Origin of the sequence: Tibeticola sediminis (assembly GCF_003843835.1) — a bacterium.
GTDB lineage: Bacteria > Pseudomonadota > Gammaproteobacteria > Burkholderiales > Burkholderiaceae_C > Tibeticola > Tibeticola sediminis.
In genome coordinates, this window is the sequence record NZ_RKQL01000001.1 from 525,426 (window position 1) to 538,582 (window position 13,157).

At 67.9% G+C, this 13,157-nt stretch carries 13 protein-coding genes; 7 read left to right on the plus strand and 6 right to left on the minus strand.

The window, feature by feature from the left end:
* Nucleotides 1-36: 36 nt before the first annotated feature.
* Complete coding sequence (gene parC / locus EDC62_RS02470; RefSeq protein ID WP_124220088.1) at nucleotides 37-2,391, minus strand: DNA topoisomerase IV subunit A; 2,355 nt, start codon at nucleotides 2,389-2,391, stop codon at nucleotides 37-39.
* A 194-nt stretch (nucleotides 2,392-2,585) separates the two neighbouring features.
* On the minus strand, nucleotides 2,586-4,562 hold the full coding sequence (locus EDC62_RS02475; protein ID WP_245968716.1) for a DNA topoisomerase IV subunit B: 1,977 nt from the start codon (nucleotides 4,560-4,562) through the stop codon (nucleotides 2,586-2,588).
* A 104-nt stretch (nucleotides 4,563-4,666) separates the two neighbouring features.
* Between EDC62_RS02475 and EDC62_RS02480 the strand changes: the two genes are divergently transcribed.
* The 6 genes from EDC62_RS02480 to EDC62_RS02500 all read left to right on the plus strand — a co-directional run bounded on the left by EDC62_RS02480 (nucleotide 4,667) and on the right by EDC62_RS02500 (nucleotide 9,591).
* The gene (locus EDC62_RS02480) at nucleotides 4,667-5,911 is read left to right on the plus strand and encodes an MFS transporter (RefSeq protein ID WP_124220094.1); all 1,245 of its coding nucleotides are present in this window, start codon (nucleotides 4,667-4,669) and stop codon (nucleotides 5,909-5,911) included.
* Nucleotides 5,908-6,033 (plus strand): hypothetical protein, encoded by a 126-nt coding sequence (locus EDC62_RS13210; protein ID WP_281273813.1) that lies wholly within the window; start codon nucleotides 5,908-5,910, stop codon nucleotides 6,031-6,033. The genes EDC62_RS02480 and EDC62_RS13210 overlap by 4 nt, the downstream gene beginning before the upstream one ends.
* 88 nt (nucleotides 6,034-6,121) lie before the next feature.
* Nucleotides 6,122-6,712: a class I SAM-dependent methyltransferase gene (locus EDC62_RS02485; protein ID WP_124220097.1), complete on the plus strand. Its 591-nt coding sequence runs from the start codon at nucleotides 6,122-6,124 to the stop codon at nucleotides 6,710-6,712.
* Between the two features lie 28 nt (nucleotides 6,713-6,740).
* Nucleotides 6,741-7,637, plus strand: coding sequence for a 4-hydroxy-tetrahydrodipicolinate synthase (dapA, locus tag EDC62_RS02490; protein ID WP_124220099.1), 897 nt, complete (start codon nucleotides 6,741-6,743; stop codon nucleotides 7,635-7,637).
* Between the two features lie 105 nt (nucleotides 7,638-7,742).
* Nucleotides 7,743-8,801: an outer membrane protein assembly factor BamC gene (bamC, locus tag EDC62_RS02495; RefSeq protein ID WP_124221096.1), complete on the plus strand. Its 1,059-nt coding sequence runs from the start codon at nucleotides 7,743-7,745 to the stop codon at nucleotides 8,799-8,801.
* A 13-nt stretch (nucleotides 8,802-8,814) separates the two neighbouring features.
* Nucleotides 8,815-9,591, plus strand: coding sequence for an MBL fold metallo-hydrolase (locus EDC62_RS02500; protein ID WP_124220102.1), 777 nt, complete (start codon nucleotides 8,815-8,817; stop codon nucleotides 9,589-9,591).
* A gap of 92 nt (nucleotides 9,592-9,683) precedes the next feature.
* Here EDC62_RS02500 and EDC62_RS02505 read toward each other — a convergent pair whose 3' ends face one another.
* From EDC62_RS02505 to EDC62_RS02515, 3 genes are all read right to left on the minus strand, one after another.
* Nucleotides 9,684-9,941 (minus strand): hypothetical protein, encoded by a 258-nt coding sequence (locus EDC62_RS02505; protein ID WP_124220105.1) that lies wholly within the window; start codon nucleotides 9,939-9,941, stop codon nucleotides 9,684-9,686.
* A 287-nt stretch (nucleotides 9,942-10,228) separates the two neighbouring features.
* Nucleotides 10,229-10,759 carry a hypothetical protein gene (locus tag EDC62_RS02510; RefSeq protein ID WP_124220107.1) on the minus strand — a complete coding sequence of 177 codons (531 nt, stop codon included), beginning with the start codon at nucleotides 10,757-10,759 and terminating at the stop codon, nucleotides 10,229-10,231.
* On the minus strand, nucleotides 10,743-11,891 hold the full coding sequence (locus EDC62_RS02515) for a cupin domain-containing protein (protein ID WP_124220110.1): 1,149 nt from the start codon (nucleotides 11,889-11,891) through the stop codon (nucleotides 10,743-10,745). Before EDC62_RS02515 ends, EDC62_RS02510 begins: the two co-directional genes overlap by 17 nt.
* A 14-nt stretch (nucleotides 11,892-11,905) precedes the next feature.
* On the opposite strand from EDC62_RS02515, the gene EDC62_RS02520 reads away from it, so the two are divergent.
* Complete coding sequence (locus EDC62_RS02520) at nucleotides 11,906-12,475, plus strand: FKBP-type peptidyl-prolyl cis-trans isomerase (RefSeq protein WP_245968717.1); 570 nt, start codon at nucleotides 11,906-11,908, stop codon at nucleotides 12,473-12,475.
* A 232-nt stretch (nucleotides 12,476-12,707) separates the two neighbouring features.
* On the opposite strand, the gene dut is transcribed toward EDC62_RS02520, so the two are convergent.
* A complete protein-coding gene (dut, locus tag EDC62_RS02525) occupies nucleotides 12,708-13,157 on the minus strand; it encodes a dUTP diphosphatase (protein WP_124220112.1) in 450 nt (149 codons plus the stop codon).

Below are 13,157 nucleotides of genomic sequence, written 5' to 3' on the forward strand. Positions count from 1 at the left end.
TGAGGACGGAAAACCCCGCGGCCGTGCGGACCCACCCTACTCTACGCGCATGACCCGCTGCGGCTTGAAGCCCAGGTCGGCGAGTTTGCCTTTACGGGCGCGGGCGGCGCGCGCGTTGTTGAGGCTGCGGATTTCGAGCGTTTCTTCGCGGGGCTTGCCGCCGCGGCCGATGCCTTCGATGCGCACGCTGCGGGTGTAGGCTGCCGCGCCTGCCAGGGTGTCTTTGGGGTCGAGGTCGATGAGAACCAGGCCGCGGCCGCCGCCGGACTGGAGCTTGAGCTCCGTGAGATCGAAGGTCAGGATGCGCCCGAGGGTCGACGCGCAGCACACCTGCGTGGCCGGCGCCAGCGGCCGGCTGCCCGAATGGCCCGAGACATGCGAGGGCAGGCACAGCGTTTCGCCTTCAGCGAGCGTGACGAAGGCTTTGCCGGCCTTGAGGCGCGTGCTCATGTGCTCGACCGTGGCGAGGAAGCCGTAGCCGCCCGAGTTGGAGAGCAGCAGCGTGGCCGCCGCCGGCCCCGCGAAGAAATGCACGAGCTGAGTGCCCGCCTCGAGCTCGATGAAGCTCGTGACCGGCTGGCCGTCGCCGCGCGCGCCGGGTAAGGACGCCACCGGCACGGAATAGACCCGACCGTTGCTGCCAAACGCAATCAGGGTGTCGACGGTGCGGCATTCGAAGGTCGCGTAGAGCGCATCACCCGCCTTGAATGCGAAGCCGGCCGGGTCGTGCTCGTGGCCGCTGCGCGCGCGCACCCAGCCTTTTTGCGAAACGACCACGGTGACCGGCTCGTCGAGCACCTTGACTTCGGCGACGGCGCGCTTCTCGGCCTGAATCAGCGTGCGGCGCGGATCGGCGAAGGCTTTGGCGTCGGCCTCGATCTCGCGCACCATGAGGCGGCGCAGCGCCGCGCTGGAGCCCAGGATTTCGTCGAGCCGCGCGCGCTCCTCGCGCAGTTCGGCAAGCTCCTGCTCGATGCGGATGGCCTCGAGCCGGGCGAGCTGACGCAGGCGGATTTCCAAAATGTCCTCGGCCTGCCGATCGGAGAGGGCAAAGCGCTCGATCAGCGCGGCCTTGGGCTCGTCGCTCGCGCGGATGATGGCGATCACCTCGTCGATGTTGAGCAGCACCGCCTGCCGGCCTTCGAGGATGTGGATGCGGTCGAGCACCTTGGCCAGACGGTGGCGCGTACGCCGTTCGATGGTGCTTTGGCGAAAGGCGATCCACTCGGTCAGCAACTGCCGCAGCGACTTGAGCACCGGCCGACCGTCGAGCCCGATGGCGGTGAGGTTGATCGGCGCGGTGGTCTCGAGGCTGGTGTGCGCGAGCAAGGTGCGGATGAGCTCGGCCTGCTCGATGCGGCTGCTGCGCGGCTCGAACACCAGGCGCACCGCGGCTTCCTTGCCCGACTCGTCGCGCACGGCGTCGAGCACCGCGAGCACACTGGCCTTGAGCTGGTTCTGCTCAGCGGTGAGCGCTTTTTTACCAGCCTTGACCTTGGGGTTGGTGAGCTCCTCGATTTCCTCGAGCACGCGCTGCGCGCTCACGCCCGGCGGCAGTTCGGTCACGACGAGTTGCCACTGGCCACGCGCAAGCTCCTCGATCTTCCAGCGCGCGCGCACCTTGAGCGAGCCGCGGCCGCTGCGGTAGGCCTCGGCAATCTCTGCAGCGCTGCTGATGACCTGCGCGCCCCCGGGGTAGTCCGGGCCGGGGATGAGCGCGAACAAAGCCTCGTCCGAAAGCGCCGGGTCTTTGATGAGCGCGATGCACGCATCGGCCACCTCGCGCAGGTTGTGGCTGGGAATTTCGGTGGCCAGGCCGACGGCGATGCCGCTCGCGCCATTGAGCAGCACGAACGGCAGCCGTGCGGGCAGTTGGCGCGGCTCTTCGGTGGAGCCGTCGTAGTTGGGAATGAAATCGACCGTCCCTTCGTCGATCTCGTCGAGCAGCAGCCGGGTGATCTTGGCCAACCGCGCCTCGGTGTAGCGCATGGCCGCTGCGCCGTCGCCGTCGCGGCTGCCGAAATTGCCCTGGCCGTCGATGAGCGGATAGCGCTGCGAGAAATCCTGCGCCATGCGCACCAGCGCGTCATACGCCGCCTGGTCACCGTGCGGGTGAAAGCGCCCGAGCACGTCACCGACGACCCGCGCGCTCTTGACCGGCTTGGCCGCCACGTTGCCGCCTGCGCCGCCATAGCCCAAGCCCATGCGGTGCATGGCGTAGAGGATGCGGCGCTGCACTGGCTTTTGCCCGTCGCACACATCGGGCAGCGCACGGCCCTTGACGACGGACAAGGCGTATTCGAGGTAGGCGCGCTGGGCATAGTGCGCCAGATCGGGAAACTCGGCGTCGCTGCCGGGAGCGGGGGTGTCGAAAAGCGTGGTCTCAGTCATGGCGTGTGGCGTTCGGGTTCAGCGGCGCCTTGAGGCAACGCTGAACAAGTTCCCGTGATGGTGCGCGCCCGGCTGCGGGATGAGATGCGAGGCGCAAACCGCAGCCATAGCCGCAGCTATGGCGAGGATGTGCAACGACGCAGACCGCCCGCAGCCGGGATGCGCAGCGCGCGGGGGACTGGTTCAGCGTCGCCTCAAACATCGACATCGACCGCATCGCCGTGCAGTTCCATCAGTTCGCGCCGCGCCGCGGCCTCGCCCTTGCCCATGAGTTGCGTCATGAGTGCGGTGGTGCGCGCGGCGTCGAGGCTGCCCAGCGTCACGGGCATGAGGCGTCGGGTGTCGGGGTTGAGCGTGGTTTCCCACAGTTGCTCGGCGTTCATCTCGCCCAGGCCTTTGAAGCGGCTGATGCTGCACTTCTCGCGCGGCACGCCTTCTTTGGCGGCTTTGTCGAGCACGGCGGCGAGTTCACCCTCGTCGAGCGCGTAGAACTTGGCTGCGGGTTTCTTGCCGCGCGCGGGCACGTCGACGCGGTAGAGCGGCGGGCGCGCCACGAACACATGGCCGGCCTCGATCAGCCGTGGGAAGTGCCGGAAGAACAAGGTGAGTAGCAGCACCTGGATGTGCGCGCCGTCCACATCGGCGTCGGAGAGGATGCAGATCTTTCCATACCGCAGACTGGACAGATCGACGGTGTCGTCCGGCCCATGCGGATCGACGCCAATGGCCACCGCGATGTCGTGCACCTCGTTGTTGGCGAACAGGCGGTCGCGCTCGACCTCCCAGGTGTTGAGCACCTTGCCGCGCAGCGGCAAGATGGCCTGGAACTCCTTGTCGCGACCCATCTTGGCGCTGCCGCCGGCGGAGTCGCCCTCGACCAGGAACAACTCGTTGCGCGCCAGGTCACGGCTTTCACAATCGGTGAGCTTGCCCGGCAGCACCGCCACGCCCGAGCCCTTCTTCTTCTCGACCTTCTGGCTCGCCCGCTGGCGGGTTTGGGCGGCGCGGATGGCGAGTTCGGCCAGCCGCTTGCCGTGCTCCACATGCGCATGCAGCCAGAGTTCGAGCGCGGGGCGCACGAAGCCCGCCACCAGGCGCAGCGCGTCGCGGGAATTGAGCCGCTCTTTGATCTGGCCCTGGAACTGCGGGTCGAGCACCTTGGCCGAGAGCACGTAGCTCGCGCGGGCAAACACATCCTCGGGCAGCAGCTTCACGCCCTTGGGCAGCAGGCCGTGCAGTTCGATGAAGCCTTTGACGGCCTGGAACACGCCCTCGCGCAAGCCCGCCTCGTGCGTGCCGCCCGCGGGCGTGGGAATCAGGTTGACGTAGCTCTCGCGCACCGTCGGCCCTTCCTCGGTGAAGGCCAGGCACCAGGCCGCGCCCTCGCCTTCGGCAAAACTGTCGCTTTGCGCATCGGCCCAGCCTTCGCCCTCGAACAGGGGCACGACCGGCTCGGCGGGCAAGGTTTGCGCAAGGTAGTCGCGCAGCCCGCCCTTGTAGAGCCAGGTCTGGGTGTCGCGGGTTTTCTCGTTCGTGAGGCTGACCGTCACGCCGGGCATCAGCACCGCCTTGCTGCGCAGCAGATGGGTGAGTTCGGCCAGCGGCAGCACGCTGCTCTCGAAATAGCGTGCATCGGGCCAGACGCGCACGATGGTGCCGCTGCGCTTCTCGCCCGCCTCGGCTGGGCGAACGACCAGCGGCTCGGCCACGTCACCGCTGGCGAAGACGATGCGCGCGACCTCGCCGCCGCGTCGGCTCGTGACTTCGAGCCGCGTGGCCAGCGCATTGGTCACCGACACGCCCACGCCGTGCAGGCCACCCGAGAAGGCATAGGCGCCGCCCTTACCTTTGTCGAACTTGCCGCCCGCGTGCAGCCGCGTGAACACGAGTTCGATCACCGGCGCGCCCTCCTCGGGATGCAAGCCAAACGGAATGCCGCGGCCGTCGTCCTCCACGCTGACCGAGCCGTCGGCGTGCAGGGTGACGGCGATCTTTTTCGCAAAGCCCGCCAGCGCTTCGTCGGCGGCGTTGTCGATCACCTCCTGCACGATGTGCAGCGGGTTGTCGGTGCGGGTGTACATGCCCGGGCGCTGCTTGACCGGCTCGAGCCCTTTGAGCACGCGAATCGACGCCTCGCCATAGGCGGCAGTCTGGGTTTTCGGTTCGTTCACGGAAGCCATAGGGGCGCGATTGTACGGCGGCACGCGGAAAACACCTGGTTATCCATACAGCTTGCACGCCAGCAAAGCAGGGGCGAATTCGCTACATTCGGCACATGAGTTCCGCCACCCCCCGCCAGGCTACTGGCCACCGCCCGCTCTCCATGACCCAGGTGCTGCTGTGCGGCGCGCTGATCGTCACGCTGTCCATGGGCGTGCGCCACGGCTTCGGGCTGTGGCTGCAGCCCATCACGCAGGCACGCGACTGGTCGCGCGAGAGCTTCGCGCTGGCGCTGGCGGTGCAGAACCTGAGCTGGGGGCTGGTCGGCATCGTGGCCGGCATGCTGGCCGACCGCTACGGCGCGCTGCGCGTGCTCATCGCCGGTGCCGTGCTCTACGCGCTGGGGCTGTGGGGCATGGCGCAGAGCACCACGCCGCTGGGCTTTGCGCTGACCACGGGCGTCTTGATCGGCGCGGCGCAGGCGGGCACCACCTATGCCGTGATCTACGGGGTCATCGGCCGCAACGTACCGCCCGAGCGCCGATCCTGGGCGATGGGCGTGGCGGCCGCCGCGGGCTCCTTCGGCCAGTTCCTGATGGTGCCGGTGGAGGGCTGGCTCATCACCACGCTGGGCTGGCAGCGCTCGCTGTGGGCGCTGGCCTTGGCGGTGCTGCTCATCATCCCGCTGGCCTGGGGGCTGCGCGAGCGGCGTGCGCACGCCGGCGGGGTGCGTGGGGAGCAGTCCATCCTGCAGGCCCTGCGCGAGGCGCTGGCCTACCCCAGCTTTCGGCTGCTGATGGCGGGCTATTTCGTCTGCGGCTTTCAGGTGGTGTTCATCGGTGTGCACATGCCGAGCTACCTCAAGGACCACGGGCTTTCGCCGCAGGTCGCGAGCTACGCGCTCGCGCTCATCGGGCTGTTCAACGTGCTGGGCACCTATGCCGCTGGCGCGCTGGGGCAGCGGCTGGCCAAGCGGCACATCCTGGCCTTCATCTACCTCGCCCGCTCCGTGGCCATCTCGGTCTTTCTGCTGCTGCCGCTCACACCGGCGAGCGTCTACGTGTTCGCCGCGGTGATGGGCGTGCTGTGGCTCTCGACCGTTCCGCCGACGAACGCGGCGGTGGCGCAGATTTTCGGCGTGGCGCATCTGTCCATGCTCGGCGGCTTCGTGTTCTTCAGCCACCAGATCGGCAGCTTCATGGGCGTGTGGCTCGGCGGCCTGCTGTACGACCGCACCGGCAGCTACGACATCGTCTGGTGGATCGCCATCGCGCTCGGCATCGTGGCGGCGCTGGTGAATCTGCGCGTGAACGAGCAACCGATCCGCCGCAGCCTGCCGCGTGTGCAGGCCGCCGCATGAAGCCGCTGCCCCGCTGGCTGCTGTGGGCGCTGGCCCTGGCCGCGCTGCTGGCGGTGTTCAGCCTGTACGGGCGAGGCGACTTCATGCTGGACGTCGCGAACCAACTCTGGGGATGCTTTTGAGGCATGGGGCAACGCTGTCAAGCCACCCCAAAGCCGATATTTCAAATCTTTTTGGCCCGATGCCAGCGTGAAATGGTCATGTGTTGCTATGAAAATTGATGCTTTCGCAGCCCAGAGCCATGCGGGTTTGGCGCCCTCGCCTTGGGTGCAGCGTTGGGCGCATCTCGTTGCCTCGGGTGCTCGGGTGCTCGACGTGGCCTGCGGACGGGGACGCCATGTGCGCTGGTTTGCCGAACGAGGCTGTGCCGTCACCGCGGTCGACCGCGACGCCGAGGCCATCACCGCGCTGGCCGCGTTGCCCGGCGTGCACGCGGTCTGCGCCGACATCGAGGCCGGCCCCTGGCCCTTCGAGGGCCAGCGCTTCGACGCAGTGGTGGTCACCAACTACCTTTGGCGCCCGCTGCTGCCCACACTGGTCGAGAGCGTCGCGCCCGGCGGCGTGCTGATCTACGAGACCTTTGCCGTCGGCAACGAAGCCTTCGGCAAGCCCTCGCGGCCGGACTTTCTGCTGCAGAGCGGCGAGCTGCTGCGCGCCTGCGGCCTTTGCCGAGCCCGCCCGGCGCTGCGGGTCGTGGCGTATGAGGAGGGGCGGCTCGAAGCGCCCACGCGCTGCGTGCAGCGCCTCGCGGCGGTGCGCGACGCAGCGCCATCGGCCTGCGCCCTGCCGTCGTTAGAATGAGTCTTTTCGCTCCCTGGCTGCGAACTCCATGACATCCACTTTCCGCCCCATCCGGGGCAGCATTCCAGCGCTCGTCACCCCGATGCTCGAGGATGGGCGCGTCGACTATGCGGCGCTGCGGCGCCTGATCGACTGGCACATCGCGGAGGGCACCGACTGCATCAGCGTGGTCGGCACCACCGGCGAATCGCCCACCGTCACCGTCGAGGAACACTGCGAGATCATCCGCGTCACCGTCGAGCAGGCCGCCGGCCGCGTGCCCGTCATGGCGGGCTGCGGCGCCAATTCGACGGCCGAGGCCATCGAACTCGCCCGCTTTGCAAAAAAGGTCGGTGCCGACTGCCAGTTGCAGGTCGTGCCCTACTACAACAAGCCCACGCAAGAGGGCCAATACCGGCATTTCAAGGCGATCGCCGAGGCCACGGGCGACCTGCCCATCATCCTCTACAACGTGCCTGGCCGCACCGTTGCCGATATGGCGCCCGAAACCGTGCTGCGGCTGGCGCAGGTGCCGGGCATCGTCGGCATCAAGGAAGCCACGGGCAACATCGAGCGCGCGCAGTGGCTCATCCGTGAAGCGCCCGAGGGCTTTTCCATCTATTCCGGTGACGACCCGACGGCCGTGGCCCTCATGCTGCTCGGCGGGCACGGCAACATCAGCGTCACCGCCAACGTGGCCCCGCGCCTGATGCACGAGCTCTGCATGGCCGCCATCGCCGGCGACGTGGCCCGCGCCCGCGCAATTCAAAAGCAGTTGCTGCCCCTGCACAAGGCGCTGTTCGTCGAGGCCAATCCGATCCCGGTCAAATGGGCCCTGCAGCGCATGGGCCAGATCGGCGCGGGCATCCGGCTGCCGCTGACGCCGCTTTCGGACGGCTACCACGCCACGGTGGAGGCGGCCCTGCGCGAAGCCGGTCTGCTCTGACTCCCTCTTTCCCGCACCGAAGCAGCCCCGACGCAACACCCTAAGGAATCCCCTGTGAAAGACCAAGCTTCTTCGATCTTCCGGCTCAGCGCCCTGGGCATCCTCATGGTGCTGGCCGGCTGCTCGGTTCTGGAAGGCGACAAGATCGACTACAAGAGCGCGGGCAAGGCGCCGACGCTCGAAGTCCCGCCCGACCTCACGCAACTGACGCGCGACACGCGCTATGCCGTCCCGGGCGGTGCGGTCACGGCCAGCGGCTTTGCGGCCGGCCAGGCCGCAGCCGCCACGCAAAGCGGCGGCACCGTCGCCACCACCGCGCTGGGCGACGTGCGGGTCGAACGCGCCGGCAATACCCGCTACCTGGTCGTCAAGCGGCCGCCCGAAGCGCTGTGGGATCCGGTCCGTGCCTTCTGGCTGGAAAACGGCTTCCTGCTCGCCATCGACAACCCGAAGCTCGGCATCATGGAAACCGACTGGGCCGAGAACCGCGCCAAGATTCCGCAGGACATCATCCGCGCAACGCTGGGTAAGCTGCTCGACTCGGTCTATTCCACGCCCGAGCGGGACAAGTTCCGTACCCGCATCGAACGCGCACCCGACGGCAGCACCGAGATCTACATCAGCCACCGCGGCATGATCGAGGTCTACACCAACAACGCCACGCGCGAAAACACCATCTGGCAGCCCCGGCCTGCGGACCCCGAGCTCGAAAACGAGTTCCTGCGTCGCCTCATGATCAAGCTGGGGGTCACGCAGGAGCAGGCCCAGGCGGCGCTCGCCGCCGCTGCTCCCCAATCCGCGGCGCGCCTGGTCACGCTCGAAGGCAACATGCCCGCCGTCGAGATCGACGACGGCTTCGATCGCGCATGGCGCCGCGTGGGCCTCGCGCTCGACCGCACCGGCTTCACGGTCGAGGATCGCGATCGCAGCAAAGGCCTGTACTTCGTGCGCTATGTGGCGCCGGATCCCAACCGCAAGGAACCGGGCTTCCTCGCCAAGCTCTTTGGCAGCGACGAGAAGAACACGTCGGCGACCAAATACCAGATCCAGGTTGCCGCGGCCGCCAAGGGGAGTGTCGTGCGTCTGCTCGACGCGCAAGGCCGTCCGGCGCCAGCCGATGCGGCGCGCAACATCCTCAAGATCGTCGCCGACGAGCTGAAATAAGCGACCCGCGCCGATGCTTCGCTTTTGCAGCCTCGGCAGCGGCAGCTCGGGCAATGCCACCGTGGTCGAGGCCCGCGCGGGCACGCAGACCAAGCGGCTGCTCGTCGACTGTGGCTTCAGCCTGCGCGCACTCGACGCCCGGCTGGCCCGCATCGGGCTGTGCGCCGCCGATCTCGACGCGGTGTTCATCACCCATGAGCACAGCGACCATGTCGGCGGACTGCGGCCCTTGGTCCGGCGCGAACGTCTCCCGGTCTACCTCAGCGAGGGCACGTTTCGCGCGTGCGGCGGCGACCAATTGCCGGGCTCCTGGAAGCTCTGTGCCGACGGCGAATCGCTGGCCATCGGGGCGATCTGCATCGAACCCCTGGCCGTTCCCCACGACGCCGCCGAGCCCTTGCAACTGCGCTGCCACGACGGCGCACGGCATCTGGCCATCCTGACCGACCTTGGCCATACCCCTGAGCCGGTGCGCCAGCGGCTGCACGGCCTGCACGCCGTTTTGCTGGAATGCAACCACGATCTCGATCGCCTCGCGACTTCGGCCTATCCCGAATCGCTCAAACAGCGCATCCGCAGCGACTACGGCCACCTCTCGAACGACCAGGCGGCCCGCTTCTTGAGCGACATCCGGCATGACGGCCTCGGTCATGTCGTCGCGGCCCACTTGAGCGAGCAGAACAACACGCCCGAACACGCCCGCCTCGCCCTCGCCGCCGCGCTCGGCGGGCAAGCCGCCGACATCCTCGTCGCCGACCCGCGCGACGGCCTGCCGTGGGTCGAGGTCTAGGGCAACGCTGAAGGCGCAGCGCATGCGCATCAGTTTCGGTTGCCCAAAGAAAAAGCCGCCCGGAGGCGGCTTTTTCATGCCGTGCCGAAGAATTACTTCTTGGCAGCGTCGGCAGCACCCGCAGCGGCGCCGGAAGCGGCAGCAGCGGCGGCGTTGGCAGCAGCGTCCGCAGCAGCCGGGGCAGCAGCGGAAGCGGCAGCGGCGGGCTCAGCGGCAGGAGCCGGAGCGGCAGCGGGAGCCGGAGCAGCAGCGGGCGCGGGGGCCGGAGCGGGCGCGGGCTCTTCCTTCTTGCCGCAAGCGGCCAGGGCAGCAGCAGCGATCAGCGCAGCGAGAACGACGGACTTGTTCATTTCGACTTCCTTCAAGGAGTGGTTGGGAAACGCAGAAAAACTGGAAACGCCCCGCCCGCGGCAAGCACGTGCGGGATGAGAGAAAGCTTGAGAGCTCTTTCCGCTCAACCACAAATTATAGGGTTACTCCAAGCCGACCCGCCACAGACACGGCCTCGCGCGGGGAGCCGCCCGTGGCCTCGACGCAACGCGCAGCGGAAAAACTGTCCCGCGGACCCCGCTCCACCCGAGCGCCCAAGGCACTGCGCGGCGGCCGAGCCTTCCACTCAGCTTCTCAGCCCCGGTCTCTACCCCCCTGACAGGCCCAGCGTCGTCGCGGGAAAGGCGCTGCTGCTGCTGCGGCGCAGGCATTCGTCGATTTGCTCGCGCAGCTGTGCGCGGCGCTCGGCGTCTTGGCTGGCAACGCCCGTGGCGTGACGGGGGTCGAGGCGGTGCAAAAACCAGTGCGGCGTCCAGATCGCGCTGGGCAGGTCGTCGGCGTCGCCCTTCGCGCAGCGACGAGCCTCGATGATGTGGTCCCAGGTTTTGCGCCAGCCGACGAAGCGGGGATGCTGCCGCACCAGCGGGTCGAAGTTCGCCGCCAGGAGCACCAGCCGCCGGCCCCGCGCCGCCCAAGCCCCGAGTGCCTCGAGCGTTGCGCGCTCACCGAGCGGCCAGTCCTCGAAATCCGCGTCGCAAAGGACGATCTCACGCCAACCCTCGCGGGCTGCTGCTGCCAAGGCATCGCGCACGGCCTGGCGAAACGCTTGGCGCCCCTCGAAACGCCCCTCGAGCAAGGCGGCGGCCGACGGCCCAGCGCCCTCATTCGAATTCGTCATGCAGCCACCCCGCTTCCTTCCACAGCGCCAACAGTTCCAAGGCCGCCCGGCTCGCTCGGCGCAGCGTCGCGGCATCGAGGCGGCGTTCGTCGGCCAGTCGTTGCATCAGGCGAGCGTCTCGGCCTGCGGCCAAATAGCTCTCGCCGTTGATGTAAATGCGGCGCTCGTCGTAGAGCATACGGCTGCGGCGGTCGAGAACGACGCCCCGACGCGCTGCTGCGGGCCCATCCGGCTGCTGGCCCTCGTGCGCGCGAGGCTCGAAGCACACCTGAGGCTTGGGTTCGCTGAGGTATTCACCGAGCAAGCAGGCGAGTTCCTCGGGGTCGTCGAGCACGGCCTGTAGCGCGTCGCGGGCAAAGTCGAACATCGGCGCCGGGATCGCTGCAGGCGTGGCCACCGCGCTTTGTTTGGGGTCGCGATAGGGCGTCTCGCCCGCCACCTCCTCGGCGTCCTCGGCCAGGCGCTCCAGCAGTTCGCGCGCCAGTTCGCCGCGCTTGGGCTGGCGAAAACCGATGGAATAGGTCATGCATTCGCCCACCGCAATGCCGTCGTGCGCCCAGCCTGGCGGCAGATAGAGCATGTCGCCGGGGTCGAGCACGAACTCTTCCTCGGGCTCGAAGTGCGCGAGGATGCGCAGCGGCAGGCCCTCGACCAGGGTTTTGTCCTTCTGCCGGCCGATGCGCCAGCGCCGCTGGCCGTAGGCCTGGAGCAAAAACACGTCGTAGCTGTCGAAATGCGGCCCCACCCCGCCGCCGTCGCTGGCCCAGGAGATCATCACGTCGTCGAGCCGCGCATCGGGCACGAAGCGAAAGCGCTGCATCAGACGGTGCACAGCTTCATCGTGCAGATCGACGCCTTGCACGAGCAGCGTCCAGTTCGGCGCCTTCAGCGGCGGCAGTGCGCGCCGCGGCAACGGGCCGTGGCGCAGCTTCCAGCCCTGCTCACCGCGCTGCAAGAGCCGCGACTCCACGTCGTCGCGCTCGGCCAGCGCAAACAGCGCAGCGCGGTCGAGCAGCGGCGCAAAGCCGGCCATCGCCTGCCGCACGAGCAGCGGCTTCTTTTGCCAGTGCCGACGCATGAATTGCTCGGGCGTGAGGCCGCCGAGCAGCGGTGTTGCTAGGGTCGTGTCCATGGGACAATTCTCCCATGGACATCAAGGAACAATGTGTGGTCGCTCTGACCTGGACGCTCAAAGACACACTCGGTGAGGAGCTCGACGTGCTCGACGAACCCGTGGAGTTCCTCGTCGGCGGGCGCGACCTGCTGCCGCGCATCGAAGAGGCGCTGCAAGGCCACGGCCCCGGCGCGACGCTAGACCTGCACCTCGAGCCCGAGGAAGCCTTTGGCGACTTCAACGATCAATTGCTGTTTCTCGAGCCGCGCTCGCTGTTTCCAAAAGACATCGAAGTCGGCATGACGATCGAAGGACACGCGCTGCCCGCGGGCACGAACCCCGACGCACCGAAGGACGTGCTCTACACCATCAGCGAAATCTACCCCGAGCACATCGTGCTCGACGGCAACCATCCGCTGGCGGGAATCGCGCTGCGGCTGTCGCTCAAGGTCCATGCCGTGCGCGAAGCCACGGAAGAAGAAATCGGCGCGGGCACCTGCGGCACTGGCTTCTTCCGCATCGAGGTTGGCGAGCCTGAGCGCGACGCCATCGCCACAGCCGCCCAGACCGCTCTGGCGCCCGGCGGGCGGACCCTGCACTAAGGCAACGCTGAACAAGTCCCTCGCGCGTCGCGCATCCCGGCTGCGGGCGGTCCGCTTCGTTGCAAATCCTCGCCATAGCTTCGGCTATGGCTGCGGTTTGCGCCTCGCATCCCAGCCCGCGGCCGGGCCCGCACCATCGCGGGAACTGATTCAGCGTTGCCCTAATTTTTGGATATTTTTGGCCGATTCCCGGCGTCAATCGGTCTTTTCTTGCTCTTTTTAAAGAAGCAAATCAGGTGGTTCCCGTGGAGCCGTAGCCGCCCGAGCCGCGCGCGCTCGTCGCCCCGAAGGCATCGACGACCCGAAACGCCGCCTGCACCACGGGCACGACGACGAGCTGGGCGATGCGCTCCATCGGTTCGATGGTGTAGGGCGTGTCGCTGCGGTTCCAGGCGCTGACCATGAGTTGCCCCTGGTAATCGCTGTCGATGAGGCCGACGAGGTTGCCGAGCACGATGCCGTGTTTGTGCCCAAGCCCCGAGCGCGGCAGGATCAGCGCCGCAAAGCCCGGATCGGCGATGTGGATCGCCAGCCCCGTGGGCACGAGCGCGCAGGCATGGGGCGCGAGGCTCAGCGGCGCGTCCAGGCAAGCCCGCAGATCGAGCCCGGCGCTGCCCGGTGTGGCGTAGGCCGGCAGGCGCTCGGCCATGCGGGGGTCGAGAATTTTGAGTTCGATGTCCAT

Coding starts and splice junctions, on each gene's coding strand:
- dut (WP_124220112.1), bottom strand. CDS start 13,157: ATGGACATCGAACTCAAAATTCTCGACCCCCGCATGGCCGAGCGCCTG.
- EDC62_RS02510 (WP_124220107.1), bottom strand. CDS start 10,759: ATGACGAATTCGAATGAGGGCGCTGGGCCGTCGGCCGCCGCCTTGCTC.
- EDC62_RS02480 (WP_124220094.1), top strand. CDS start 4,667: ATGAGTTCCGCCACCCCCCGCCAGGCTACTGGCCACCGCCCGCTCTCC.
- parC (WP_124220088.1), bottom strand. CDS start 2,391: ATGACTGAGACCACGCTTTTCGACACCCCCGCTCCCGGCAGCGACGCC.
- EDC62_RS02500 (WP_124220102.1), top strand. CDS start 8,815: ATGCTTCGCTTTTGCAGCCTCGGCAGCGGCAGCTCGGGCAATGCCACC.
- EDC62_RS13210 (WP_281273813.1), top strand. CDS start 5,908: ATGAAGCCGCTGCCCCGCTGGCTGCTGTGGGCGCTGGCCCTGGCCGCG.
- bamC (WP_124221096.1), top strand. CDS start 7,743: ATGGTGCTGGCCGGCTGCTCGGTTCTGGAAGGCGACAAGATCGACTAC.
- EDC62_RS02505 (WP_124220105.1), bottom strand. CDS start 9,941: ATGAACAAGTCCGTCGTTCTCGCTGCGCTGATCGCTGCTGCTGCCCTG.
- EDC62_RS02515 (WP_124220110.1), bottom strand. CDS start 11,891: ATGGACACGACCCTAGCAACACCGCTGCTCGGCGGCCTCACGCCCGAG.
- EDC62_RS02485 (WP_124220097.1), top strand. CDS start 6,122: ATGAAAATTGATGCTTTCGCAGCCCAGAGCCATGCGGGTTTGGCGCCC.
- dapA (WP_124220099.1), top strand. CDS start 6,741: ATGACATCCACTTTCCGCCCCATCCGGGGCAGCATTCCAGCGCTCGTC.
- EDC62_RS02520 (WP_245968717.1), top strand. CDS start 11,906: ATGGACATCAAGGAACAATGTGTGGTCGCTCTGACCTGGACGCTCAAA.